This window comes from Pseudahrensia aquimaris, assembly GCF_042676045.1.
GTDB lineage: Bacteria > Pseudomonadota > Alphaproteobacteria > Rhizobiales > Rhizobiaceae > Pseudahrensia > Pseudahrensia aquimaris.
Window position 1 is genome coordinate 393,628 of record NZ_JBHTJV010000009.1, and the last position, 26,211, is coordinate 419,838.

Below are 26,211 nucleotides of genomic sequence, written 5' to 3' on the forward strand. Positions count from 1 at the left end.
TAACAGCGACGCTCAAATGTCGTCGAGGACACGCATTTGAAAACCTTGCACTGGCGCACTTACGAACAACCAGACAAAAGTGCCCACCGATTTTTTAGCGATGGGTCAATTCTATGGGTGAACCAGACGCTGTCTCAGTAGAATGAAATGAATAGCCCCGAGTTTCCTAGACACTCTCGGCGTTCAATTTCTGCTGTCGTTCGAAGTCGACGGGTGACAGCATCCCGTTTCTCGCATGTTTCCTTTTCGGGTTGTAGAACATCTCGATGTAATCGAACACATCGCGCCGGGCATCTTCGCGGCTGCGATAGGTTCGCCGCCTGATCCGTTCGCGCTTGAGCAGGTTGAAGAAGCTTTCTGCGACAGCATTGTCATGACAGTTGCCACGTCGGCTCATCGAGTGCTCCAGATTGTGCTGGCGAAGGAATGATGCCCAATCAATGCTGGTGAACTGTGAGCCTTGGTCCGAGTGGATCAGCACTCGTTGTGTTGGTTTGCGCCGCCACACGGCCATCAGCAGCGCTTGCAATACGACGTCGGTTGTCTGCCTGCTCTGAACTGACCAACCGACCACACGCCGCGAGAATAGATCAATGACGACTGCTAGGTAGGCAAACCCCTCGTTGGTCTTGATATAGGTTATGTCCGTCACCCAAGCGGTGTCTGGCGCAGCAACATCGAATTGGCGCGCCAGCGTATTATCGACAACCACAGACGGCTTTCCGCCATAAGATCCAGGGCGGCGCTTGTAGCCAATCTGGGCCTTGATACCCGCAAGAGAAGCCAGTCGCGCTACACGGTTGGGACAGCATGTCTCGCCCCGGTCGAGCAGGTCATCATGCAGCTTACGATACCCGTAGACCTTGCCGCTATCATTCCATGCAGACTTGATAAGCTTTGTCTGACGCTCGTCTTCCTGCGCCCGATTGCTCAGTGGGATCTTCAACCAAGCATAGAACCCGCTGGGATGGATGCGAAGACAACGGCACATCGCGCGCACTGAAAACGACGGACGATGCTGGACCACAAACGCGTACTTCACTTTGCATCTCGCGCGAAGTACGCGGTGGCCTTTTTTAAGATGTCGCGTTCCTCGGTGACGCGCATCAACTCACTCTTCAACCGGCGTATCTCAGCTGCCTGCTCATCGTCCGAATTGGGCTGATCTGGCTTTGAAAACTTCTTTATCCAACCGTACAGCGAGTGCGTACTCATACCCAAGCGTTGGGAAACCTCCGCAACCGGATAACCCCGTTCAACAACCTGATGCACCGCATCGCGTTTGAAATCGTCACTAAATCTTGGTCTGCCCATAACGGCCTCCTTGTCCTCATTTTGTAAGGACCAAGGTGTCTACAAATCTAGGGGCTACTCAGAGTAAGCGTATGACATCATTAGATGAATAATAGGCACAACAATAACAATACACCAAATGTCCCAAATTGCGCGACTTGATCAGCCTCATCTGACTGGTCCAGTTGGAACCGCCCCCAGTTTACCGGAAGCTGTTTGGTTTTAGTTATGCGGCCATGGCTGGTTCAAGACAAACGCAATCTTGGCCTCACTGAACTTTGATGCTTTCATGGAAATCTCCTTCTCCCAACAAAGGGATCATAAATGGAAAATTCCAGCTTTGGATGGTCCAAATTCTCGGGGGCAGGTCAACCACCGTGCCTGCAGAGCGCGATGGTTCGATACGTCAAGCTATCAGACTTAAAGGCAGTTGCTCAGATCACCCCTAATAGAAAGAGAAGTCACCAGCATCCAACGTGACGATTGAACCGCCATTGCCGTTGACGTCTATGAAATTCGTCGGATCGCTGGCCAGCGTCAGGCGGACACTCGAAGTGCCGTTTCCAGTAATCGTGAAGTCAAAGAAATCATCCGCTACCGCTGAGAAGAAGCGGAAATAGTCCAGACCGTCTTGATAGTCGTGGATGGTATCCTGACCAAAATCGGACTCAACAAACCGGAATTGATCTCTGTCTTTACCGCCGTAAAGATCGTCGTTTCCGGTGCCGCCGATCAGTGTGTCGCGAGCATTGCCGCCACGGAGATCGTCATCTCCTGCATCGCCTTGAAGGTAGTCAACACTGTTGCCACCGTAGAGCCGATCATTGCCGCCTGAACCTGCAAAACGGGCTCGGCCTTCGCCTGTGCGCATGAAATCATCTGCCGTGGATGAACCTAAAAATACTTCAATGGAAGCAAATATGTCACCCGCAACGGCATCGCCATTCAACGCCTGATTGTTGAGGAACAAACGCATGCCTTCTGAGCTGGACCGTGCGTCAAAGGAATCGCGCCCATTACCCCCTGAGAAAACGTCCGCTCCTCCAGCATCAATGACAAATCGGTCTATTCCTGCATTACCATTGAGTCTGTTATCCAACTCATTGCCACGCCCAACATGATTGCCACTGTCGGTGAAGATTAGTCTCTCGGTGTTGGCTGAAAGTGTCCAAGAAGCAGAGCTTGCATAGACGATATCATACCCCTCGTTGGCGCTCTCAAACACTCGATCAGATGTACTATCGACGTAAAATCGATCATTGCCGCTGCCGCCGTACATCGTATCAGCGCCAGTGCCGCCATCTAGACTGTCACCACCCGCACCCCCAAATATGGTGTCATTGCCGCCCAAACCGGAATAGCTGTCATTGCCAGCTAGTAGGTCTATTGTATCATTTCCAGAGGTCCCGATCAGATCATCGTTTCCGTTCGTCGGCCCAGGCAGCAATGGACCATTTTTAATCGTTATGAATGTGGTTGGGATATTTCCTGCAAAGGGGAGGCCTGCTTGAGGGGAAAAATCAAGACTGAACATCTCATCGCCTTCCACCATAGCATCGCCCTTGATACTAACCGCAACAGATGCTTTCGTTTGGCCGGGTGCGAATGTGACCGTCGGGTCCAGAAGTTGGAAATCTGTACTGTTAGCGGAGCCGTCAGTAGCCGAGACATTGAAAACCAGTTGTACACTGCTCGGTTGAGAAAGCTCTACGGGCACATAATATGTGGTTTCCGGTTGCGGCAATTCAAAGACTTCCAGCTCTGTCCCTGCCAGAGCAATGTTGAGGCCCGCACCGTCATCGTCGAGCATGAACCCGATCGCTTCGATAGTATCAGCACCGCCTGAGAAAACTGCACCAGTCGGATTGATTAGACGGATCGCTAGTGACTCATCGCGCTCGTCTAAAGTGTCGAAGTTCGCTTCAATGAAGATCGATGCAGACGTCTGACCGGGCGCAAATGTCAGCGTTCCATTGTTCAGAGTTCCGGTAAGTGAGTTGTCAAAGTCTGCAGCGGAAGCTGTCCTTGTTATTGTGTTGAAGTCCACAGTAATGGGTGAGGTGCTTTCCTCGGACAGGGTAACAACGAAGCGCAGGTAGTTTACGTCATCCTCAAGGACGGTATCGCCCTCGATGCTGATCTCCGGCAGCGGGGATGTGTCTGTGTCGAGGATTGTTGCCTCTCCGACTGCGCCATCGGTGCCGATGGATGGACTGGATGGAGGCGTGACGATGAGCGAGAAGAACTCTGCCATCTCGCCGACAGTATCGCCGATTACGGGCACCGAAACCGACAGGACTTCTTGACCCTGCGCGAAGGACAGTACGCCGCTTGTGCTGATATAGTCTTGGCCGGAAACAGCGGTTCCATCGGCGGTTTGGTAGTTCACTGAGAAGGCGGATGGCGCTGGCTGCGACAGCCGCACCTCAAAGACAGCGTTGGTTTGACCGGCATCGGCCTCGACCAGAACGGGCTCGGATACAAACAACGCAAGGTTAGAACCCGGTCCATCATCATCAAGGATCACCCCTGTTGCTCTTGCGACCGGGAGGTCTCCCGCAAAGACAGCGTTTGCACTTGGATCAAAAAGCTCGACAATGACGTGTTCGTCGCGCTCGTCTAAAGTGTCGAAGTTCGCTTCAATGAAGATCGATGCAGACGTCTGACCGGGCGCAAATGTCAGCGTTCCATTGTTCAGAGTTCCGGTAAGTGAGTTGTCGAGATCGTCGTCGAGAGCCGTACCACGAAGCGTTCGGAAGTTCACCGTCACCGCATCAACAGCAGCCTCTGACAGGGTAACAACGAACTCCAAAAATTCATTGTCATTCTCGAGGACTGTATCCCCAGAAATTGAAATCTGCACCATGCCGTAACCCCCAATTAATTCCATTCCAGCCCATAATTTGAGATTTTAATTGAGTGTCAACTGAAAATTTAGTTCATTTCAAATTGCTATTTATAAATACGCGGCGCTATTTGGAATAGGGCTCGCCCATAGTCTTCAATATCGGAATGCTTGCCGGTCAATCGCCAAATTAATCTGTCAGTCCGGGCAATCATTGATGCTGATTGCTTCAACGAGGTCAAATTCCGTAAGCAGCATTAACGTTGGCAAATACACGTTACCTAGCCTTTAGCGCATTCATATCCCACTCAAAAAAATCAATTTCGAGTAACTGAAATTCTATATTGCTTTAATGTAATATGATGCCACAAATAATATTCAGCAATTCGCCAAAGCACTATACTATATCATCCAGAACTGGTCACAATTATCTAGACCTAGTGTGAGGATTCATTGATCCAGCCAGAAAATGACCATAGCAGCGATTGCTATTGCTGCGAAGGATGTGCCCGCGCACCGATCATAGCGGATCGCGATGCCTCTCCAGTCTTTCAGTTTGCTGTACGTGTTTTCGACCTTATATCGCTGTTTTTAAATTGGTTCTCGGCACTTAGCAGGATTATTTCGTTTGGCTCTTGGTGGGATGCATGAAGCCATTCCCTTGGTCTTGAGGGCCGCTGGGAATTCATCGCTGTTGTATTCCTTGTCACCGATCAGGGTCTTCGCGTTCGGTAATCCATGGTAGATGGTTTTTGCTACGATGTGATCGGAAACCTGCCCTGCTGTCAGGACCATAACTATGGGTTTGCACTCATTGTTGCTAAGAGCCTGCAGCTTGGAGTTCAGGCCGCTTTTTGCCCGTCCAATGTGGCGAGGAATATTCCCTTTTTTACCACGCTGCAAGCGGTTCAGTGGGCTTTCAAATGAGTGACGTCAATCTAAACGATGTCCGGTTCACCCGCTCTTGCGGTCAAGCTGCTGAATATTGGACCGAAAACATCCTGTCGGTTCCACCGTACACAGCGATTGTAGACGGTCTTGTGCGGGCCGCAATCACTCGGCATGTCGTGCCAGCGCAAACTATTGCGGATCACATGGATGATCCCTGAGATGGCTTTATGATCATTGCTGCGTGTAATGCCGTGGGCTAGAAGAAATAGAGATGCATCAACGCAAACTGACGATCAGACAACCAAAACAAATCAGACATGGAAAAACTTTTCGATTGCCTCCTTGAACCTCATTTGCCTCAATCAGAAAACCTGTTGATCAATAGACCCGGACGCTAAGGCTTTTTTGAATTCTGTTCGTGAAAATCAGATCTCGAGAACGGAACATTTTATGATTGACTATAATAAACGATTTCTAATAACGATAACAACTTTGATGCTGGAAATATAAAATGCTTGGTGAAAATTTTAATGTCTCTGAGGACTCAGGGTTCCTCGAAATTCGCACATTAAGAGGCTTTGCAACGGATGACACAATAATTATTAGTGTTGAGCAGTCTCCAACCGGTGGTGATATATTTTATCTGGAAGGAGACTCGAACGTTCGAAAACTTCTTACCACATCAACGCTTCGAGAGCCTGGATTTTTTCGAAGTTCATCAGATTTTTATGTTCCAACACTCACATTTTATTTCAAGCCAGATGATGACTTTAACGGTGACGCGGGGGATTTTCGATTTCGCTGGACATCGCCCCGCAGCACTCTGAACCGGCTTTATGAAGATAGCTTTTCGGTAGATCCTCTTCCAGACGCCCCCAGAAACATCTTCCTGACGTCAAGTTCCGTAAACGAAGGTGAGGCCGGAGCAGGTATCGGTTTGCTATCGGCGGTCGACCCTGACGATGGAGACTTTCACAACTTCCAATTGATTGGCGACCTTAGTGGGAAATTTGAGATCATTGGTAGCACCCTGCGCGTCAGGCAGGGTGTTGAACTCGATTTTGAGATGCAGAATGAATATTCGGTTCGCATCCGAGCCATCGATTCAACCAACCGGGCCGTTGAAAAAGATCTGACGGTTGATGTAATCGATATCGTCGACGAGCAATTTCGTGGAACCAGTGGAAACGACACCATCTTGGGGACGGTGACCAACAATCAAATTTTTGGCGGGAATGGAAACGACGACATCTCCGGATTCGAAGGCAATGACGTGCTGAACGGTGAGCGTGGCCAGGATAATCTTGACGGCGGCGACGGTGCCGACGATCTCGATGGTGGAGAGGGTGCTGATCGTATGCTGGGCGGCGAGGGCAATGACGAATACTGGGTCGATAATGTTGGCGACACCGTTATCGAATTGGCAAATGAAGGCTACGATCGCGTGTATGTGGATGGCCTGGCCCAATGGACGCTTTCAGCGAACACAGAGCGTCTGACTTTCCTTGATACCGGCAACCATATTGCGACTGGTAATTCTGGCGACAACAGGTTGGAGGGAAATGCTGGTGTCGACAGATTCATTCTCGACGAGGGGGGAGCCGACATATTTTCAGGCGGCAACGCGCTCGACATTTTTGACGCACGTCTTGGCACGGCGGGAATGAACCTCAATCTGAATGAGACGACGCAAGCCGGTACGGGTGATGTGCAGGGCGATCGATTTGTTTCGATGGAAGTCTTCTGGGGCTCCAACACGGCCGATGATGTGATGGTTGCTGGAGCAGGACGTGCGAAGTTCTACGGCTTTGGCGGTGACGACGTTCTGACAGGCGGCTCTGCGACGGTCGATCTTCTTGACGGCGGTAAAGGTGATGACACACTTGATGGTGGCGCCGGAGTTGACGTTTTGCGTGGTTTCACCGGCAACGACATGCTGACGGGCGGGTCGGGCAAAGATCAGTTCCAGTACGTGTTCGCGGGCTTCGGCCAAGACACTATTACCGATTTTCAGGACGGCCTCGACCGTCTCCGCGTGTTCTCAGCGGTGGCGGATGAAGTTTCCGATTTCACCATCAATGGAAACGGCACATCTTCGGTTTTGTTGTCACTCAACGACTCCATCGGCGGCGAAAACACTATCACGCTGAACGGTGACGGTGGTGCGAACGTGTTTGTCGACGCAGTGGATTTTCTGTTTTATTAGAAATTCATTGATCCTCTCCGAATGAAGTGGTCCACCCTATTGATGAGCAGAAGGAAGACCACAGATGGGTAGCAAACGTCACAAACCGGAGGAGATTGTCACGAAGCTGCGTCAGGTTGATGTGCTGGCTGGACAGAGAATGCCCCGTCCTGATGCAATCCGTTAGGTTACTATCATAGAGCAAACCTCATACCGCTGGAGCAAGCAGTATGGGGGGATTGGAACAGATAAACTGAAAGAGCTGAAGAAGCTTCAGAAAGAGAACGAGCAGCTTCGAAGGACTGTTTTCGATCTGACGCCAGACAAGCAGATGCCTGCGGAAGCTGCGCGGGGAAAGTGTCTCAAGCCCCGCACGTCATCGCAAGTGCATTGACTGGGAACGTGATGAGTTGGGCGTCTCTGAACGTCGCGCTTGTCGTGTGCTTGGTCAACATCGCTCCACAAAGCGTCATGTGCCACGAGGTCGAGAAGACGAAGAGCGACTGGTCGCTAACATGATCTAACTGGCTCGACAATACGGTCGATACGGCACCCGTTGTATAGCAGCACTTTTGCGAGATGCGGGATGGTCTGTTGGTGATGGACGCATTGAACGCTTATGGTGGCGTGAGGGGCTGAGGGATCGTGGCAAACAATCCAAGCGAGGACGTCTGTGGCTGGATGATGTCTCGTGTATCCGTCTTCGAGCACAGCATATGAACCACGTCCGGTCGTACGACTTCGCGTATCACTGAACCGACGATGGAACAGACTCTCGGACACTCAACATGCTGGACGAGTTCAGCCGAGAGTGTCTGGCGATCCGTCTTAAGCGCAATCTCAACTCAACTGATGTCATCGACGTGCTCACCGATCTATTCATTCTGCGTGGAGTTCCCGCTTACATCCGGTCCGATAATGGCCCCGAATTCGTTGTTGAAGCCGTCAGGAAGTGGATCACAAAGGTCGGAGCGCAAACCGCCTACATTGAGCCAGGGAGCCCATGGGAAAACGGTCACGTCGATAGCTTCAAGGCACGGCTACGCGACGAACTGCTTAACGGCGAGAACTTCTATTCACTGAAGAAGGCTCAGATGATCATCGAGGAATGGCGGCGCCACTACAACAGCAAACGACCCCACAACTCACTGGGCTACCCACCTCCAGCACCCGAGGCCATCGTCCCATTGCAAGAAAGGACCGCCATGAACTAACATTCAAGCCGGACCAATCAAATCGGGCTGGTCAACGTTGACCTGCTTTTGACGCAGTCATATCCCATTCAACGACAATTCCATTTCACCAAAATGCAACATAATCCCGAGTGGCTGCAATTCTTCGTTGCATTAGTGCAATATGATGCCCCAACCACCCATGAGTAATCCAACCAATTGCCATACCATGCCATTAGGGGCTGGTCACAGTATCCTGAGCTAGGTCATAGATTTGTCGTTTTCTTCGAATGGTTCACTTTTCGTGCCGTTGATAAAACGCCGCCAATCCCCGGAAATTGCGAGATATTATTGCTTTCGAACTCGAGTCTCTGTTTTGAATCTAGCGAACCCCTTGAAAGTCCACTGCAATCAGACTTCGTTTTGATAGAGCCCCAGAGCTGAAGAAAAAAACATCCACCATTTTTCCGTCAGTTTGCTCCCACTTTAGCCGTATCCATAATTGGATCGATCATTCAGCAGCTTAGGCGGTCTCTGCGTCGGTCTGCTCTGCGCTCTAAAATCTGGATCGTTTGGTTGGAATTTCCGCTTAGGTTTCCAGCATGGAAGAATGTTTGCGAAGCTGTGTCCCGGCAGCTTTTTGCTGCAATGCAATATTCGCCCGTCTTTGGCAGAGTTAAGGGCTGGCGCGTGCGTCAGTCTGTCAGTGGCGCTTCATCAGCTTCGTCTTCGAAGACAAACGGTTCGATGCGATCGAGGTCCATCGTATAGGCCACTTCTGCAAGCTCTGTGCTGATGGTCTCAACCCGCAAAGTGCCGACAGCTTCAAACGGTTCCCACATTTCCTTGATTTCCACCGGCTCGCTGGTTTCCACAAGCACGATCTGGTTTGCCGGAGGCGCGGGAACGTGGATACAGGCACCCACATAGGGCACCAGGAGGAATGTGCGGGTTTTACCAGCTTCCACATTGAAGGGTGTCATATAACCCGCAATCTTGACGAACGTATTCGCCAGATCCTGTCTTGGTTCAGCAGTCGGCACGGGGACGCTCATCATGGGACTTGGGGAATTCCCGGTTTCTGACGACGAGAAAGGGTTAGGGTCTGTCCCGAAGAAATCCGAAGCAGCATCTTGTGGTAGCGCCATTAACTCGCCTTCGGGAAGCAAATCCTCCCAATTGACGACCTTTGGATTGTCTTTATCAATCTCGTTCGAAGCTGATGATTGCTGCGCTGAGGCAGCAACTTTGCTTTGCTCCGCAACGCTCTGCGCGTTCAACCAATATGCGCCGCCGCCCAGCGCAATCGCCAAAGCCAATGATGTTCCAACAACAGTCTGTTTCATAAGTGGCACTCCAAATAGGATTGTTCGCTCACGCTGACGCACCCAAACCCTCACTTAAGCTCATACGATAAGCACGCCAAGCGGGCAACAAAGCGGCGATGAGGGCCGCCAATAAGATCGCAGTCAGCACGGCGAGATCGCCAAGCGAAATCGTCAAAGGCAAATCGAGGCCGTAAGTGCTTCGCAGCCAGCCCGAAACCAGCGGAGTTGCTACTGTTACAATGGCCACACCAAGCACCAATCCAGTCAGCGTAATCAAACCGGCTTCTGCGACCAGCAGGCCAGAGATCACACCGGGGCGGGCGCCCAGCGATCTCAGTATAGCGATTTCACGCCGTCTCTGCTCCAGCGTCGCCAGAACGGTTGCAACCAAGCCAACAATCGCGGTCAGGACAACCATGAACGCTACGGCGGACAGAGCCCGTTCGGCGGTGCCAATCACAGACCATAGCTCCTGCAGCGCCACACCGGGCAAAACAGCCAGCAACGGCTCTTGTTCGTAGTCGTTTATGGCGCGTGCTGTGCGGAAGACGGAGAGCTTGCTCTTGGTGCCAACCAAAAGCGCGGTGACAGCTTCAGCCTCTAACTCACCCGCCGCTGCGCGTTGGCGCAGAATATCTGCTGGCGTGGTGTTGCGTGCCCTTGCCCCGGTGGACCAATCGACGTGAATGGCCGTGATGGCGTCAAGCGAGATGTGCAAAGAGCGGTCAACTGGTGTTCCCGTGGCTTCCAGAATGCCTGAAACGGTGAACGGCAGATCATCATGGCGCACCAAGCCAGCCCTACCCAAACCATGAGCGATGACCAGGCGGTCGCCGACTTCATAGTTCAGCGCCTCAGCAACTTCCGCGCCAAGCACAACATCAAAAAGATCACCAAATCCGCGGCCTCGTTCGACTGCCAATTGGCGGTCGCGCCCGTAGCGGTAGCGCTCAAAGTATTCTTTGTTGGTGCCAACCACGCGATAGCCGCGATGGGAATCTCCAAGGCTCAGCGGAACGGTCCAGGCAACATCCGGCAGAGCCTCGATATCGCGAACCGATTCCATCGTGATGTTGTTGGTCGCGTTGCCGATGCGAAACACGGAATACAACATCAATTGCACGGAGCCGGACCGAGCACCGACGATCAAATCCGTACCCGATACGGTGGAAGAGAAACTTTGCCATGCGCCGACGCGCAACCTCTCGACAGACAGATAAAGAACCGTTGAAACAGCGACCGCCATAACCACAAAGAACACAGCCAGTCGGCGTGACCACAGCGACGAGAATACAAGGTTTCCAAGCAGCGAGAGCCGGCTCACGAAACTGTTCCAATTTCGGTTTTAGCGACATCACGCAGATCGATGGCATGATCAAAGCGTTGACCGATTACCGGATCGTGACTGACCATCAAAAGCGTTGACCCTGCTGCATTGACGCTATCAAACAAGATATCAAGAAAGGCGTCGCGGGTTTCCACGTCCAGTGCACTGGTGGGTTCGTCAGCAACCACGAGAGCGGGGCGGCCAATCAATGCCCGCGCAATGGCAACGCGCTGCTGCTGGCCCACTGAAAGTGCCCGCGCAGGAGCCTTGTGAAGGTGTTGCGGCACACCAAGCGTGGTCAACAATTCGCTCGCCTTGTGGCGTTCATCCCCGTCAGCAAATCCACGACCGAAGGCAAAGGGCAGCAGGACGTTGGAAAGTGTATCGAGATAAGACAGCAGATTGAATTGCTGGTGAATAATGCCGATAAATTTAGCGCGTAACGCATCACGGGCAGCGGCACGCTTCGGCGTTTTCTTGCCAGCTACGACGATCTCACCTCCATCCGCCGCCAACAATCCTGTCGCCAAGGACAGAAACGTTGTTTTTCCAGAGCCAGACGGACCCCGCAGAAAAATATTCTCTCCGGCGTGAAGCCGAAAACTTTCAATGCGAATTTGAAAACCGGTGGATGGATAAGCAAATGCCACATCTCGCATGGAGAGGGCTTCGCCTTCCTCGGCGCTGGCTTGCGCTGCGGCAAACGACATTATCTCGAAACCATCAATATGCCCTAGCCCGCCGGTGCAAACGTTATGCGTGGTGAATCAGCTTCCAATTCCACACTGCCCTGACCGTTTGCGGAAACATAGTCCACATCAATCTCTTCAATGGATGGATAGAGTGAAAACAGCTTTGTTTCCATAGATGCAAGCGCGGCGGTGTTGGTGCAGTTGAACGTGTATTCGCCCTCAAACTCGTTGTGATTGCCGTGCTGATGCAGTTCGGCACTGCTGGCTTGGACAGTGCAACCGGCGTCTGCTGGAATAACGAACAGTGTGTTTGCATCTGACAGCTGCTCACGCGCCTTGGCTACCGCAGCTTTTTGATCGTCTGTTTTCGCCGCGTGCTCAAAACCAACAATGCTTTCACCGGGCGCTTCCAGTTTGATTTCCATCGCATTGCCTTCAATCGCGATTTCCAGCTTCACATGCCCATGCTCGTGGCTGTCCAACTCACGTTTTTCAGTGGCAAGAACAGGGGTAAATGACGTTGCCAAAATAGCCAACGAAGCGATTCCAACTGTAAGGGGTGTGCGCATGAGATTGATCCTGTAAGACTGACGGAGATGAGACTTGTTAAATCGTAACTTAGAGAATTACAATACAGCGTAATGGATATTCGGGCGAAATCCTTTTGATGAAAACGAACTCCCAACTCAACGTCGCACTCCACACACTGGGCCATATGGCGGCATCTTGCGGCGATCCCATGACAAGCGAGCAATTGGCTTCTTGCGCGGGCACCAACCCCGTTGTGGTGCGCCGTATTTTGGGTGTTTTGCGAAAAGCGGATTTGGTGGCATCGGCACGCGGGCGATCTGGAGGCTGGACGCTGACACGCCAACCAACCGAGATCACGCTGGGTCATATCCACACCGCGCTTTCGACGCCCCCTTCAAAGCCTCAACCAACGCGGGGTTGCACGATCGCAAACCGTCTCGACACCCGTCTGGAGGCCGCGCTCAAACGCGCAGATCGCAGCATGCGCCAAGAGCTAGAGCAAACAACGCTCGCCGATCTGGTCTGAAGATACTGCGCAGTCACGCCGGGAGCGGATCACGGCACCTGCCATTGGTGTTGCTGGCTCAAGCCAGCAGTTCAGAAAACTGACCAATTTTTCAACAGAACGCAGAGGATGTCTGTGCAAGTCATTTGATTTGACTTGCGACCTCTTCGGCATCAACGATGAGCGTGAAGAGGACTGCAAAAATGCCCAATTATGCCGGGACGCGATGGACGGATGCCGACGGAACAAGTTCGGGCGCGTTTGCGGGGTTTGATGGCACCAACGGCGGCAGCGCTGGTGTTGTGACGTGGAGCATAGTCGAACCCGGTCTATCCAATCAGACGCTCGACCCCGGCTTTTTCTTTGGTCAAACAGTTTCCTTCGCTTCGGTCACCCCGCCAAACTATGCGGAAATTTTGCGTGAGGCTTTTGGTGCGTGGTCTGCCTATGGGGACATAGAATTCATTCAGATTGAAGATCAGGGCGACGATTTTGGCCGAGGCGAACACGCCACCATCCGCATTGGCGCAGCTTCACAGGGAGGGCCGGGCGGCATATACGCCCAGGCGTTTCAGCCGCTGACCGGCATGGGCGGCGACGTTGTTTTCGACAGCCAAGACTTTCTCAATCTGCAATTGCTCGATTTCGACTTCTTTCGCATCGTGGCAACGCATGAGATCGGCCACGCACTCGGCTTGGCCCACATTTCGCCTTCCATAACCACAGCCATCATGAATTCGTCCCTGCGCCTGGCAAATGGTGCTGATTTGAAGGCAGACGACATTGAGGGAATTCAAGCCCTTTATGGCGAACAGGATTTTGCAGCCGAGACATTTTATATGCCGGACGACATGGATGAGATCGTCCTACAGCACAGCGGTGTAGACCTCACGGTCGAGGGCAATTCATCTGCCAACACAATTGATGCAACGGCCTTGTCGGGCAATGAGACTCTGATGGGCCATGCGGGGAATGACGTTCTCTTGGCAGGCACCGGCGAAAACATGCTTGTCGGAGGAACGGGCAAGGACCAATTGGACGGTGGCCTTGGATCAGATGTGATGATCGGAGGCGAAGGCAACGATCAATACTGGGTCGACGATGAGGGAGATGACGTCGTTGAAGGGGATGGTGCAGGCTATGATGCAGTCTGGGCAAGCGTCTCGAACTACACGCTACCCGACCACGTCGAGCGGCTTCGCTTCACGGAAGGCGGCGACAATACAGGCCGAGGAAATGGCTTGGACAATATTCTCAATGGCAATGCCGGCAACGACCGCTTTCTTGCAGACGAAGGCGGGGCCGACATTTTTTCCGGCGGGCTTGGGCTTGATGTGTTCGATGCCCGCAATGCAAGCGAAGGTCTTCACCTAAACCTGCAAAATCAATCGCTGAACGCCGGTTCGGCAGATCAGGACCTGTTTGCTTCGATCGAGATTTTCGTAGGCTCTGCAGATTACGCCGATACGATGTTGGCAGGGGCCGGTCGCGTGCGTTTTTCCGGCAGCGGCGGCGACGATTACCTTAGCGGTGGTGATGAAGTTGACTATCTCAGAGGCGATGGCGGAAACGACACGCTGGTCGGTGGAGCCGGGGCAGATGCTTTGATGGGCGGTCAGGGTGACGACCATCTCTATGGGGGCCAAGGACCCGATCAGTTTCGGTTCGTTGATGCGAATTTCGGTCATGATACGATCCATGACTTTGAAGATGGTTTGGACTCCATCCGCATCCATTCAACCATAGCAACGCAAATATCTGACGTCACGATTTCAGACAATGGCACGTCATTGGCAATGCTCACACTCAACGGAGATAGCGCGCTTACCATCAGCGTCTTGGGGCTCAATGGTTCCATTGTCTTTTTGGACGAGCAGGATTTCCTCTTCTACTAAGCGTGATGCGTGGCATACACACCGCCCCTCCAAACCCTTGCAAACACTTAGAAATAGGCGTTTAGTTTCATTGGGGTGGGGGAATATCGAAGTTCCCTAGCGTAAGACTAATAGATTTTCGGACCGCGTTTTTCGGCCGGAATCTGAGTTTGCTGACAGGCAAGAATGTCAAAATAAAGGAACTATCCGATGCCCGATCCAATCGACAATTATCAACCATCAACGGTGCTTAAATACGTGATCGCGCTTGAGGGCTTGTTTCCTTCGCGCTCCTTGGATGATGGAGCGACAGCCCAGCCGCTAAGCACTTCTCCATTTCTAGGTGAAGTCGATCTGTTTGGCGGCAATTTTGCCCCGCGTGGTTATGCCTTTGCAGAGGGGCAGCTTCTTCAGATTTCTGAGTACAGTGCGCTTTTCTCTGTGCTGGGCACAATGTATGGCGGGGATGGCCGCACCACTTTCGCGCTGCCAGACTTACGCGATGCGGCGGCCATTCATGCAGGAAGTGGTCCGGGCTTAGATCCTACCGCTTTGGGTGAAGAAACGGGCACAAGCGAAGTGGTTCTTTCTCAGGCCAACATGCCAGCTTCTTACGGTGGCACAGGCGCATCATTCAGCACCGAACAACCCAGCACTGCAATCAACTATTTTATTGCTCTTACCGGAATCTTTCCATCGCGAAGCCTCGAAGAAGATGGCGTTTCTGCTCAACCTGCGTCTGGGAGCGATCAATTCATCGGTGAAATCGGAATGTTCGCCGGCAATTTTGCACCCCGGGGGTTTGCCTTGGCAGACGGGCAGCTGCTCCCCATCGCCCAAAATACAGCGCTGTTCTCAATCCTGGGAACCACCTACGGGGGCGATGGCCGAAGCACATTTGGCCTGCCTGATTTGCGGGGGCGCGTTGTTGTTGGTGCCGGTGACGGCCCTGGACTTTCAAATTATCGACTGGGCGAAAGAGGCGGACAGGAAGATGTCACACTGACCACTGCAAACCTGCCCCCAGTTCCGGGAGGAGGGTCTGGCACCAGCGTCAACAATGTTCAGCCTTACATAGCTCTCAATTACATCGTGGCCACCACCGGTGTGTTCCCGTCCCGTCCTCTTTCCGAGGACGGTGAAATTGGATCCATCGCGCCCGAGCCTCTCTCAGGTGCCGATCCGCTTCTTGGGTCTGTCGCCCTGTTTGCCGGAAACTTCGCCCCACGCGGCTATGAGCTGGCAAACGGACAGCTACTCGATATTGCCTCAAACCAAGCACTGTTTTCTCTTTATGGCACGATTTATGGAGGCGACGGGCGAACGACTTTTGGACTGCCCGATTTGCGGGGTCGGGTACCCTTGCATGACGGACCCTTGTTGGCACAAGGCGCGAAGTTTGGCACTGAAACGATCGCCTTGTCGGTCGCCGATCTTCCTAACACCCCGCCTCAACTTGACCTTGATGCAGACGGAGCTGGAACAGGCTTTACAACAACATTTATCGAGGACAATGGCGGCGTTGCGATCTCTGATTCAGATACAACGATAATTGACCTGCAAAACGACAATATCGCTTCAGCAACCATCACACTCACAAATGAAGTCGATGTCGGCCAGGAAAGTCTTGCAGTTGAAGGAGAGTTGCCGACGGGCATCACAATTGATCCAGCAAGCACGACAACAACCATAATCCTGACGGGCTCGGCATCTCTTGCCGCCTATGAAGCAGCGATCGAGCAGATCCGCTACAACCATGCCAGCGAAACCCCAACGGTAGCACCAGCCCGAACTGTCACCGTTAGTGTCAGCGATGGTTTGCTCAATTCAACAATCGCAACCAGCACTATCAACGTGGTTGCGGTCGATGACCCGGTAAATCTGTTGCGGGAAACTGGAGGAGTTTCTCAACTCATAACAGGCGCTTCGACCATTCAGGCGGCAGAGGACATCGCGGTCGCGGGAGATACGATTTCCGTAGCTGCGACCGAATACAATGCAGTTATCACCACGCCAGAAACCGTGGCCGTCGATGTGGAGAGTCTTACCGTCAATGTTCCTGTTTTAAATGCAGGACTTTCACCAGCGTTTACGCTTGATGACAGCGTGACCCAGTTTGCACTAGAGGGAAGCGGCGGCGCTACGGTTACAACAGGCATCAATTCAACCGAGGTTGTTGGCAATGATGGCGACAATTCAATCACCGGCGGTGCTGGAAATGACGTCTTTTTCGGTGGTGATGGCATGGACACGCTGATGGGCGGCGGTGGAGCCGACTCGATGGCAGGCGGTGCAGGTGACGACCTCTACAGTGTGGACGACCGGGGCGACACAGTTTCGGAAAATGCAGGCGAAGGCACCGATACGGTGTCGACAACACTCGCATCCTACATTCTGGATCAGAATGTGGAAAATCTGCAATTTGCCGATGACGCGAGCCACGTCGGAAAGGGCAATCTGCTCGCCAACGAGATCACTGGTGGCAACGGCACCGATCAATTCGTCTACGATTTCGACTACCGCAACGGCGACACCTACAATGGCGGCGGTGGCAGCGATTCTTTTGATGCCCGTTCAAGCACGTCAGGCATGGCGCTGCGTCTCGACACCGGAAACCACGGCGGCATTCTGAAACAGGACGTGTTCAATGATATTGAACGGTTCTTCGGATCAAGCACTGCTAACGATACAATGATCGCCGGTTCACAAGCAGTGCGCTTTTCAGGCTTTGGCGGAGAAGATCGTCTGGTCGGCGGCAGCGCCTCGGATTTCCTGCAAGGCGGTGCGGGCAATGACACGCTCTACGGATTCGCCGACAACGACAAAATCGACGGCGGCACCGGTAACGACATGATGTATGGCGGGTCGGGCAGCGATCAATTTCTGTTCGTCAGCAATGTTTTTGGTCAAGACCAAATCATCGGCTTTGAAGACGGGCAGGATCTCCTGCAGATTTTCTCCGCCGTTGGCACACAAGTATCCGACTTCATCATCACTGGGAACGGAACCTCGAACGTCACTTTAACATTGGCAAGCGATGCCAACCAATCAATCGAACTCGATGGCTTGGGCGGTTCCAACATCACCATCGAAGAGAGTGATTTTATCTTCTACTAGGCGTTTTTTAGCTGCCGCTGCGCCCCATGCGCAGGCAGTTCAATCATCACGCTCGATGACAAAGGCTTCCTGTTTTACTGATCGCGCGCAAGCTTGGGTCGGCGCATCGGCTCCGTGGGGAGTTTTTTCCCAGTGGTGCGGTCTTATGTATCAAACTCAAATTTATCTGACTGCCAAAAACGCTGTGTTTTCAGTATCATTCTACCATGCCAAGAACAGAGCACAACATAGGCCGCCAGCGGTCCACCAGATATGAGATATGCACCAACGGCTTACTCACTTTACGCGGTCGCCAGTTACAGGCGCTACGCCTTGGCACAGACCCGAATGCACAAGCCAACATAGAAGCCATAGATCGCGTGTTGATCGACGTGATTGGCTACACAGGAAACATTGCAGAGGAAAGCCGTGATTTCCGGCGCACCAGCACGTTCAGGAGAGGCGAATTGCGCCGCGCTGTGGCTGACGTGCTGCGCAAGGCAGATAGGCCGCTGACAACGCTAGAAGTGGCAAAGGCGGTATTGGAACCACGTGGGGTGGAAGTGTCTTATGCGCGGAAGCACAAGGCACGGGTGACCAACGTGCTGGCGGTGTTGAAGGTGATGGCTGGAGAAGGCAGGGTTGCCAAAACCACGAATCGTCAAGGCAACCTCGCATGGTCCTTCGCGCCGCTTTAGCAGCTTCATTCATTTTGCTTCCCATTGCCGCCCAAGCTGCCCAGATCGGCACATGCAGCGGCGGCAATCGTGCAGCCCGTCAAGTAACGTGCATTGTTGACGGTGACACTGGTTGGGAGCGCGGCGTTAAATGGCGTATGGCTGGCATAGACACGCCAGAGCGCGGCAAACGTGCTGCATGTTCAGCAGAGCGCCGGAAGTCAACGGAAGCCACCAAGCGGCTTATACAGCTAATGCGTGGCGGCTATCGGTTAGTGAAAACGGGCAAGACCGGAAAGTATGGGCGGGTACTGGTGCGGGTGCGCCTGAAAGACGGGCGGGACGCAGGGCAGGTCTTAATGCGCGAAGGGTTGGCGCAGCGGTGGCCTAACCGTGGCAATCCGTGGTGTTAAAGCGAAAAACCGTAAACCTACGCCAATTAAGACGGTGTATAGTTTGAATCGTCAATTGAGAAGAACGGCGACGTTATCTCAAGCCTTCGATCAAGATAATTTACCATTGTTGGTACAAGATATTCGTCTTGCGCTGTACCGACTATAAAGGCACTTGGGCCGCCATCTTTGTAGACCTTCGTTACGGTGTGGGCTTTGCCCGTACCGTCTGGCGCAAAGCCAGTTTGGACGCGAAAGTTATGTTCATTTCGCGCCCATTCAAGGTAAGTCCCAAGTTTTGGGTGTCCGCCAAAAGGTGCGGACATTTATGCGGCCATTCCAAAGTCATATTTTCCGCCACCGTTGTTTGACGGCAAAAACCCACCGGATTTCTTATCCCAAAGGTTGTGAAAGTGCTTTGGGGCAGATGGGATACGGTCCAAGCCACCTTGCTCCTCAGATTCAAGGCGTACAGCGACTTCAAAACGACCATAAAGATCGTCTAAATTTTCAGCTTGGACGCATATGTCGTGCTCAAGACCCTGAGCAACCCATTGAGTTGACTCTTCAAAAATTATAACGCGGATTTTGTTGGCACTCATAACATTACTCCGTTGAAAGGACGGGTTAAGTCCGAACTTCCAGCATATATAGGCTTTACGCGTGTTGACAATAGGTCAAATGGGCTAATGGTTTCTTACAATTCCGTCATTTTCGACGCTGCCAATAGCCTTTCCAATTCCGGCTGACCGCTGACTTCATTGCGTTACCAACTGCACGTGCCGCCAATTCGCCGTTGCTTTCAAAGCGGTGATCTTCAAGCCATGCAGCTTGGTTTGCATACTGATAGAGGTAATGCGGGCTAACGTGGTGGTGCTGGCCTTCCACCATACGACGCAGGCGCGAGAAGAAGCTTTCAACCATATTCGTGTGCTTGCCGTGATCGCTATAAACTTCGCTGTGGTTCACGCGATCAACTTCCCATGCATCGTGCAGAGCGTCCCAATGCGAGGCTTCGTCAGCGGCCATAACGGCTTGGCGCGATACGTTCTCAATTGCGAGTGCTACGCCTTCGCTTTCGTTCATGGTGACAAATGGCAATGTGCGCCCGAAACGCTCACGCAGGGCCACCACAACTCGGCGTGTGCCTGTCTGGTGTTTGGCGAGGCGGCGGTCAACGCGCTTGGCTTTCTCGTTTGCAGGGCGGATTTTGCCGCCGTTATACATTCCGTCGATTTCCACAACGCCATCCAGTTCAACGCCTGTGTGAATGTCCATCGCCATAGCTTCGCGCAGTTTGTGGGAGAGAACGAAAGCCGTTTTGTATTGGCAGTCCAGATCGCGGGAAAGCTGGACCATGCTCACGCCCTTGGCAGCGTTTACGACAATGGCAATAGCTGCCAGCAAATCGGTGTAATCCATTTTACGGCTGGCAAAGATCGTGCCGGAAGTGATCGAGAATTGCTTGTTACAGGCTGTGCAACGGAACGTAGGGCGGTTTTTGACGGGCTTGCAGATCGTATGATCGCATACAGGGCAAACAGGCTCACCATCGGTCTCAGGCCAACGCAGCTTGCGGAACATGGCTTTCGCCTTTTCCTCGCCGCCCTTGTAAATCTCTTTCAGGCTAAGGGTGCGGGAAGCTGCTGAAAGTCTGAAATGTTGAGCCATAATATCCTCATATATGCGGGTGTTACACTGCATATATGCTGACTTGCATAGCCATTGTCAAGGGTGTATACCCTCATAAATGAGGATATTTTAGGAGCAAGCCAAATGCCAGCCCCACGCAAAGCGGACCCTGTAAATCAGGAGTATGAATTGAAAGCCAAAAACCTTCTGAAAGGTGAGTTGAAACGCAAGGGCATTACCTATGCGCAGCTAGCGGAAAAGCTGGCAGTGATCGGCGTGAATGAGACGGAAAAGAACCTGAATAACAAGATCAGCAGAGGCGGCTTTACAGCGGCGTTCTTGCTGGAATGTTTCGACGCTATTGGTGAGCGTGAGATTCGCCTGTAGGCTGCATTCAAAGCAATTTGGCGCGGCGTCTGTAGCTCAATGTCTCAAAGTAATTGGCAAACTGGGATTGCAGCTTTAGTATTTTTATTTCTGGCTGCGGCTATAATTTTTGCTTTCGGCTATGATTTTGGAAGATATTTCCCAGCTCGCCAAAGCCAGTCCACTCAACAGAGCATAGCTGATAACTATAAGGCCGAGACGCGTCTGTTCTGCCTTCGTAAGAAAACGCCCTCGGCTATCCTTGAGTGTGCCAATCAACAATACGAAAAGTACGAGGAAGACACTCGCGAACGCCGCGATTTGTATGCTCAAGAAGGCATGGAAAGATGGGCTTTCTACCTCTTGATTGCTTCCGTTGTAACTACGGTTGCTACTGGCGGCGGTGTGTTTTTGCTTTGGCGTGACATCGCCACCGCCAGAGATATTGGTGAAAAGCAACTTCGCCCCTATTTGATTGTAAGCAAAGTCTCCGCTGAATTTTTGTATAGCGCTATTGGCTCTCCATACGCAGTTCAGATTCGAATAATCGTGACAAATGGAGGAGCGACTCCGGCAATTCGTGTTGGCAGGAATATCACTGTTACCAACTTGCATGGCGATCGCGTCGCGAGCCAAGGAATAATTTGGATGCAGGGAACATCTCATGTGTTGGAGGACATTCCAGGGGCGGGAGAGCAAGAAGTAATGGATGCTACGCTCATGATAGGCCATCTTGTTGGAACATCTCCTGTTGAAACTCTGCATTTCAGAATCGAGATGTCTGTAAATTACTCTGGTTTGGACGCCATCAATATCAAACACTTGATTGCGAATTATGTGATCCAACGCAGGAATGTTAAATTTGACATTCGGCGCACTGGCGAAAATAGCGCCAACTAAAACCAAAATTCTAATCGCGCTCATTGCGCTTGCCTCACTGGTGAGGCCTTAGTTCAAACTGCTATTTGAGTTTGATACATAAGGCCGCAGTGGTGCGGTTTGATCATTAAATGAAACAGGGCACGCCAGGCGGCCACTGACAGCAACATCCAATAGGCGGGAACCGTCCACAGCGCTCTTCGCAATTTGCCAAGCCCTCTTATGGGCAAGGTCCGCCATGCCAGCGCGGCGAAGGCTGTGTATCCGAGCATGATGGTGATCAAATCAAACCAGAAGAACGATCGCGCAGTCGCCGCAGTCCAGCCTTGGGTGACGATTTGAAAACCAACGCTGGCGACGTTATAGAGCAGCAGAGGGTGTACCAACGCTGACACGATCATTCCGGTGACCAGAATATGAAACGTCACCGTTCCTCCCAGTCCCAATTCCCTCGACAACTTGATTGGGTGGCGCATGTGGACGAGCCATGTCTGCATCCAGCCTTTGAACCAGCGAGTGCGCTGATTGCGCCATACTTTCCATTCCGTTGGCGCTTCTTCATAGGTTGGCGGGGTGATTGTGGCAGTGCGATAGCCCAGCCGAGCCAGCCTCATGCCGAGGTCCGCGTCTTTTGTCACATTGTAAGGGTCCCACCCACCCGCATGTTCCAAAGCGGCGCGGCGAAAATGATTGGATGTGCCACCCAAAGGCAGCGGCAGTTTCAAACGGGCAAGTGCAGGCAACAAACCGTCAAACAGCGCGGAATATTCAATCGCGAACAACCTTGGCAACCACGATGTTCGGTGGTTGTGAATAATCAGCGGTGCTTGCAAACAAACCAGATCGTCTCCGCCCTCGCGAAACGCCGACCAAGCCGCCCGCAATTGGTTGGGTTCCGGGCGGTCCTCCGCGTCGTAGATCACAAGACAGCGGCCACGGCACAACGGCAGCGCGTAATTCAGCGCTTTAGGCTTGGTGCGCGGAAGGCTGACGGGAACCTGAACCAAGGCCATATGACTGCGGTTCGGCCCTCGCAATGCGTGCCTGACCGCATCCACGGTCTCGGTGTCGTCGGCTTCGCAGATCAGTTTGATTTCGAGTTTTTCCCGTGGCCAGTCGATCCGGGCCAGTGAGCGCACCAAATCGTCAATCTGGCCTGCTTCTTTATACAGCGCGACCAGAACGCTGTAGACGGGAAGGTTGCGCTCATCTTCTTGCAAGGTGTTTGTTTTGTGCCAAGTGGGGTGGGGTAAGCGGTCTTTCGGTCTTGTTAGCGACGCTGCAAACAGTCTTAGCGAGCCGCACGCAAAGAAACTCAGTGTGAAAAAGATATGAATCAATGCTGTGACTACGCCCGAGGCGAAGATCACAGCGAGCACCAAAATCTGCAGTCCGATCACCAACACCACGGCTTGCCCAGGGGTAACGACTTGGCGTGCGCTGAAGCCCGGCATGCGGTTGCGCAAATCTTCAATGGCGCGGTGGAGTAGGCCGGATGATGCCCGCTTTTCCAGCGCATCGAGATTGGCGCTGCGGGTTGTCACTTTTAGCCGGCTGCGCAAGCCAGGTGCTTTGGCCAAAAGGTCTTTAAGGCGCTGGGCATTGGCCATGTCGGGTGCAATGTGATGGATGCGACTGTTGCCGACAGGGACGGCGAACGCCATGCGTTCCATCGCTTCTATCGGTGGTGCCGTTAGAAAAGGTTCTGCAACGGACGGCGTTGTTGGAACAAATTCAAGCCCCAACTCTTCCGCCGCACAGCGATAATAATCCTCTTCACTGATTGCTCCCCTGCGGATCAAGGCGCGCATAGGCGATACCCTGTGAAATGCCGCGTCTTCAACCGCTTGCCGCAATGGTGGCATGCCAATTCCGAAGCGATGCAGAAACCGCAATTCGGGTGGAATCAGATCGAGAGGCTTCGGTGCGGGTGGTGCGGCGTCAAAGGAAGAGTGTCTGGTTGCTGTTTGCCCAGCGTTTTCGGACGCAAGCGAAAGCACGAGCGTAGAACGCTGCTGAAGCCCCTCTGTCGTCACCTTCAACGCCTCCAAAACGAGATACTGGCGTTCCCCGTTGGAGTTTTGCGTTAAAAATCATCTATATGCAATAAGCATGCAAATGTGGCTCTGAACCAATTCAGCCGAACATGCGCAGAAAATTGACGACGCTGCGCACCAATGGCTTACGGGTGGTGGGCGTATAATAGGACGTCGCTGCCCGTTTGCCGATTTCGGTCATGGTGGGATAGGGCGACACGTAGCCTGCAATATCCTTCACGGTCATGCCCTTGCTCACGGCCAAGGCCCACATGTTCATCATCTCGCCAGCGCTTTCGCCCGCGATGCCAACGCCGAGGATTTTGCCCTTTTTGTCAGTAATCATCTTGATAAGGCCAGCCGTCTTTTTGTCTGCCTGCGCACGGTCGTTCTCTGCAAATGGCCAGCGCAAAATCTGGATCTTTTCGCCATGGGCCTTGCGTGCACTGGCCTCAGTATGACCAACATTTGCCAATTCCGGCACGGTGTAGGTCGACCACGGAATGTGCTCGGTTTTGTTTTTCGCAGGCAGGCGAAACAGCATGGCGCGGATAACAAGGCCTGCGTGATAGCCGGCTACGTGGGTGAATTGCAGCCCCCCCGCTACGTCGCCGATTGCATAGACCTTCTTATTGGTCGTGCGCAGCTTGTTGGAGACCTTGATCGAGCGGTCGTATTCGATGCCCGCTTTTTCCAAATCCAACCCTGCAACATTAGCCTTGCGCCCGGTTGCAACCAGCAGCGTGTCGCCCTCAATCTTGTCGGTGCCGTCGGCTGTCTCGACATGCACCACGATGCCGCTTTTGCCCTGTTCGACCTTCACAACCTTGGTTTTCTCCAAGATTGTCACGCCTTCCTCTCGCACTTTATCAAGCACAATCGCTGCGAGTTCCGGATCATCCTTGCCAAGCGCCCGGTCGCCCTCAATCACGGTGACGTCGCACCCCAGCCTTTGATGGGCCTGCGCCATTTCCATGCCAATCGGTCCGCCACCGATGACGATCAGCCGTCCGGCACTTTCCGTGCGGGTGAAGATCGTCTCGTTGGTATGGTGGGGCACTTTGTCGATGCCCGGAATTGGCGGCACGAAGGGCGATGAACCTGTCGCCACCACGAACCGCCGCGCTTTTATTTCCGTATCACCGGCAACAACCGTCTTTTTGTCTTTAAAGCGCGCTGCTTCGCGAATGACAGTCACGCCCAAAGCCTCAAAACGCTCTTGGCTGTCCATGGGCGCGATGGTCTCGATCACCGAATGGACGTGGTCGTGAACTTTCTTGAAATTCACCTTCGGCTTGCCAGCCGTCACGCCAAATTTGCTCGCATCGCGGATGGTCTGCGCCTGTTTGCCCGACGCGATGAGCGCTTTGGAAGGGATGCAGCCGTAGTTCAGGCAATCGCCTCCCATCTCGCCCTTTTCAATGAGCACAACCGATACGCCAAACGCGCTTGCTGCGGCTGCGACTGAAAGGCCACCGGAACCGGCACCGATAACGCAAATGTCTGGGGTAAGTGTTTTGGCCATGACGGAGGATATTCTTTCAAAAAGAGAGGCGGATTCAAATCAGGTTTTGCCGTTTGCTAAAGATAGCTTCAGACCACAGGGACGCTATCACAAGCAAGCCAGCCTCACACACTTGTGTGGAAGTGTGTGAAGCCGTGTCTGGGTACGTGTCTGGACACGTGTCTGGGCATTTGAGGGCAATTGCGCGGCTTCTTCATATTGACTCCCTCCCGCTGCCTCGCCTATAGACCGCCAACGCTTCGGTTTGTGCCGTTTTGAGTGCGATTTTGCTCGGGAATTTACCCAGCCTTAATTGCCACTACGCCAAGAGAAGTTGAACAGCAGGTTTTCAGTTTTGTCGTCGCCGTATGAGCGAAGGCCAAAGTGCAGAGAAGGGTTCCCAAGCAACGGGAGCGAAGAGACATGAAACGCACCTATCAGCCAAGCAGACTCGTCCGCAAACGCCGCCATGGCTTCCGTTCGCGCATGGCGACACCCGGTGGCCGCCGCGTTATCGCGAAGCGCCGCGCCCACGGCCGCAAAAAGCTGAGCGCATAGTCAGCGACGTTTTGTCGGGCGCCGGAACCACCGTTCCTGCTATTTCCACTATCAAGAAACGCAGCGATTTCCTCGCGGCTCGCTCTGGCGTGCGCTATCATGGCCACGCCTTCGTGCTACAGGTTGTTCGTCGCTCGCCTGACAGCACTGAACCAATCCGCTTTGGCCTGACAGTCACCAAACGCATCGGCAACGCTGTCGTTAGAAACCGCATCAAGCGACGATTACGCGCAGCCATTGCCGCACTAGCGCCTGAAATGGCAGGCGAAGCTGCAGGACTGGATATCGTGATCATCGCTCGCGCTGAAGCGTTAGACTTTCCGTTTGAAGAGCTGGTGGACGATCTGCGAAAAGGAGTTCGCGAAGGAGCTGCCCGACTGGTTGCAAAAGGTCGGGTGAAAGGGCAATAACGGCACACAATTCAAGGG

At 53.0% G+C, this 26,211-nt stretch carries 23 protein-coding genes and 1 pseudogene; 11 read left to right on the top strand and 13 right to left on the bottom strand.

Features of this window, described 5'->3' with window-relative positions; translation table 11 throughout:
- Window positions 1-166: 166 nt before the first annotated feature.
- From ACFQ14_RS10675 to ACFQ14_RS10690, 4 genes are all read right to left on the bottom strand, one after another.
- Window positions 167-1,314, bottom strand: a protein-coding gene (locus ACFQ14_RS10675; protein ID WP_377212716.1) for an IS3 family transposase whose coding sequence is annotated in 2 segments (ribosomal slippage) — window positions 167-1,068 and window positions 1,068-1,314 — 1,149 coding nt in all. Because the reading frame shifts where the segments join, the coding sequence is not laid out codon by codon here.
- Between the two features lie 424 nt (window positions 1,315-1,738).
- A complete protein-coding gene (locus tag ACFQ14_RS10680; protein WP_377212717.1) occupies window positions 1,739-4,159 on the bottom strand; it encodes a Calx-beta domain-containing protein in 2,421 nt (806 codons plus the stop codon).
- 570 nt (window positions 4,160-4,729) lie between these two features.
- Window positions 4,730-5,041: a transposase gene (locus ACFQ14_RS10685; RefSeq protein ID WP_377212718.1), complete on the bottom strand. Its 312-nt coding sequence runs from the start codon at window positions 5,039-5,041 to the stop codon at window positions 4,730-4,732.
- Between the two features lie 35 nt (window positions 5,042-5,076).
- A complete protein-coding gene (locus ACFQ14_RS10690) occupies window positions 5,077-5,232 on the bottom strand; it encodes a transposase (RefSeq protein ID WP_377212719.1) in 156 nt (51 codons plus the stop codon).
- A 734-nt stretch (window positions 5,233-5,966) separates the two neighbouring features.
- On the opposite strand from ACFQ14_RS10690, the gene ACFQ14_RS10695 reads away from it, so the two are divergent.
- Together ACFQ14_RS10695 and ACFQ14_RS10700 are read left to right on the top strand one after the other, a co-directional pair.
- Entirely contained in the window at window positions 5,967-7,235 is a 1,269-nt protein-coding gene (locus tag ACFQ14_RS10695; RefSeq protein WP_377212720.1) for a hypothetical protein, read from the top strand.
- 64 nt (window positions 7,236-7,299) lie between these two features.
- Window positions 7,300-8,428 (top strand): annotated as a pseudogene (locus ACFQ14_RS10700) (IS3 family transposase).
- A gap of 653 nt (window positions 8,429-9,081) precedes the next feature.
- Here the strand turns inward: ACFQ14_RS10700 and ACFQ14_RS10705 are convergent.
- From ACFQ14_RS10705 to ACFQ14_RS10720, 4 genes are read right to left on the bottom strand one after another with little or no spacing between them, the layout of a single operon-like run.
- Window positions 9,082-9,732, bottom strand: a complete 651-nt coding sequence (locus ACFQ14_RS10705) for a DUF3299 domain-containing protein (protein ID WP_377212721.1) — start codon at window positions 9,730-9,732, stop codon at window positions 9,082-9,084.
- Between the two features lie 28 nt (window positions 9,733-9,760).
- A complete protein-coding gene (locus ACFQ14_RS10710; RefSeq protein ID WP_377212722.1) occupies window positions 9,761-11,038 on the bottom strand; it encodes an ABC transporter permease in 1,278 nt (425 codons plus the stop codon).
- Complete coding sequence (locus ACFQ14_RS10715; RefSeq protein ID WP_377212723.1) at window positions 11,035-11,751, bottom strand: ATP-binding cassette domain-containing protein; 717 nt, start codon at window positions 11,749-11,751, stop codon at window positions 11,035-11,037. Before ACFQ14_RS10715 ends, ACFQ14_RS10710 begins: the two co-directional genes overlap by 4 nt.
- A 23-nt stretch (window positions 11,752-11,774) precedes the next feature.
- Window positions 11,775-12,302, bottom strand: a complete 528-nt coding sequence (locus ACFQ14_RS10720) for a DUF2796 domain-containing protein (RefSeq protein ID WP_377212724.1) — start codon at window positions 12,300-12,302, stop codon at window positions 11,775-11,777.
- Window positions 12,303-12,400: 98 nt separating this feature from the next.
- On the opposite strand from ACFQ14_RS10720, the gene ACFQ14_RS10725 reads away from it, so the two are divergent.
- The 5 genes from ACFQ14_RS10725 to ACFQ14_RS10745 all read left to right on the top strand — a co-directional run bounded on the left by ACFQ14_RS10725 (window position 12,401) and on the right by ACFQ14_RS10745 (window position 18,829).
- Entirely contained in the window at window positions 12,401-12,790 is a 390-nt protein-coding gene (locus tag ACFQ14_RS10725; RefSeq protein ID WP_377212725.1) for an Rrf2 family transcriptional regulator, read from the top strand.
- Window positions 12,791-12,972: 182 nt separating this feature from the next.
- Entirely contained in the window at window positions 12,973-14,664 is a 1,692-nt protein-coding gene (locus ACFQ14_RS10730; RefSeq protein WP_377212726.1) for a matrixin family metalloprotease, read from the top strand.
- A gap of 189 nt (window positions 14,665-14,853) precedes the next feature.
- The gene (locus ACFQ14_RS10735) at window positions 14,854-17,760 is read left to right on the top strand and encodes a tail fiber protein (RefSeq protein WP_377212727.1); all 2,907 of its coding nucleotides are present in this window, start codon (window positions 14,854-14,856) and stop codon (window positions 17,758-17,760) included.
- Window positions 17,761-17,966: 206 nt separating this feature from the next.
- Window positions 17,967-18,437 carry a hypothetical protein gene (locus ACFQ14_RS10740; protein ID WP_377212728.1) on the top strand — a complete coding sequence of 157 codons (471 nt, stop codon included), beginning with the start codon at window positions 17,967-17,969 and terminating at the stop codon, window positions 18,435-18,437.
- Window positions 18,416-18,829, top strand: a complete 414-nt coding sequence (locus ACFQ14_RS10745; RefSeq protein ID WP_377212729.1) for a thermonuclease family protein — start codon at window positions 18,416-18,418, stop codon at window positions 18,827-18,829. The genes ACFQ14_RS10740 and ACFQ14_RS10745 overlap by 22 nt, the downstream gene beginning before the upstream one ends.
- 26 nt (window positions 18,830-18,855) lie before the next feature.
- On the opposite strand, the gene ACFQ14_RS10750 is transcribed toward ACFQ14_RS10745, so the two are convergent.
- From ACFQ14_RS10750 to ACFQ14_RS10760, 3 genes are all read right to left on the bottom strand, one after another.
- Complete coding sequence (locus ACFQ14_RS10750; protein WP_377212730.1) at window positions 18,856-19,134, bottom strand: hypothetical protein; 279 nt, start codon at window positions 19,132-19,134, stop codon at window positions 18,856-18,858.
- Entirely contained in the window at window positions 19,135-19,410 is a 276-nt protein-coding gene (locus ACFQ14_RS10755; protein ID WP_377212731.1) for a hypothetical protein, read from the bottom strand.
- Between the two features lie 106 nt (window positions 19,411-19,516).
- The gene (locus tag ACFQ14_RS10760; protein ID WP_377212732.1) at window positions 19,517-20,479 is read right to left on the bottom strand and encodes an IS1595 family transposase; all 963 of its coding nucleotides are present in this window, start codon (window positions 20,477-20,479) and stop codon (window positions 19,517-19,519) included.
- A 105-nt stretch (window positions 20,480-20,584) separates the two neighbouring features.
- On the opposite strand from ACFQ14_RS10760, the gene ACFQ14_RS10765 reads away from it, so the two are divergent.
- Together ACFQ14_RS10765 and ACFQ14_RS10770 are read left to right on the top strand one after the other, a co-directional pair.
- A complete protein-coding gene (locus ACFQ14_RS10765; RefSeq protein WP_377212733.1) occupies window positions 20,585-20,827 on the top strand; it encodes a DUF6471 domain-containing protein in 243 nt (80 codons plus the stop codon).
- A gap of 39 nt (window positions 20,828-20,866) precedes the next feature.
- A complete protein-coding gene (locus ACFQ14_RS10770; RefSeq protein WP_377212734.1) occupies window positions 20,867-21,706 on the top strand; it encodes a hypothetical protein in 840 nt (279 codons plus the stop codon).
- A gap of 53 nt (window positions 21,707-21,759) precedes the next feature.
- Here ACFQ14_RS10770 and ACFQ14_RS10775 read toward each other — a convergent pair whose 3' ends face one another.
- Window positions 21,760-23,496 (bottom strand): glycosyltransferase, encoded by a 1,737-nt coding sequence (locus tag ACFQ14_RS10775; protein ID WP_377212735.1) that lies wholly within the window; start codon window positions 23,494-23,496, stop codon window positions 21,760-21,762.
- A 325-nt stretch (window positions 23,497-23,821) separates the two neighbouring features.
- Complete coding sequence (locus tag ACFQ14_RS10780) at window positions 23,822-25,246, bottom strand: dihydrolipoyl dehydrogenase family protein (RefSeq protein ID WP_377212736.1); 1,425 nt, start codon at window positions 25,244-25,246, stop codon at window positions 23,822-23,824.
- Between the two features lie 402 nt (window positions 25,247-25,648).
- On the opposite strand from ACFQ14_RS10780, the gene rpmH reads away from it, so the two are divergent.
- Both rpmH and rnpA read left to right on the top strand, forming a co-directional pair.
- Window positions 25,649-25,783 carry a 50S ribosomal protein L34 gene (gene rpmH, locus ACFQ14_RS10785; protein WP_377212737.1) on the top strand — a complete coding sequence of 45 codons (135 nt, stop codon included), beginning with the start codon at window positions 25,649-25,651 and terminating at the stop codon, window positions 25,781-25,783.
- Between the two features lie 11 nt (window positions 25,784-25,794).
- Window positions 25,795-26,193, top strand: a complete 399-nt coding sequence (gene rnpA / locus ACFQ14_RS10790; RefSeq protein WP_377212738.1) for a ribonuclease P protein component — start codon at window positions 25,795-25,797, stop codon at window positions 26,191-26,193.
- Window positions 26,194-26,211: the final 18 nt, after the last annotated feature.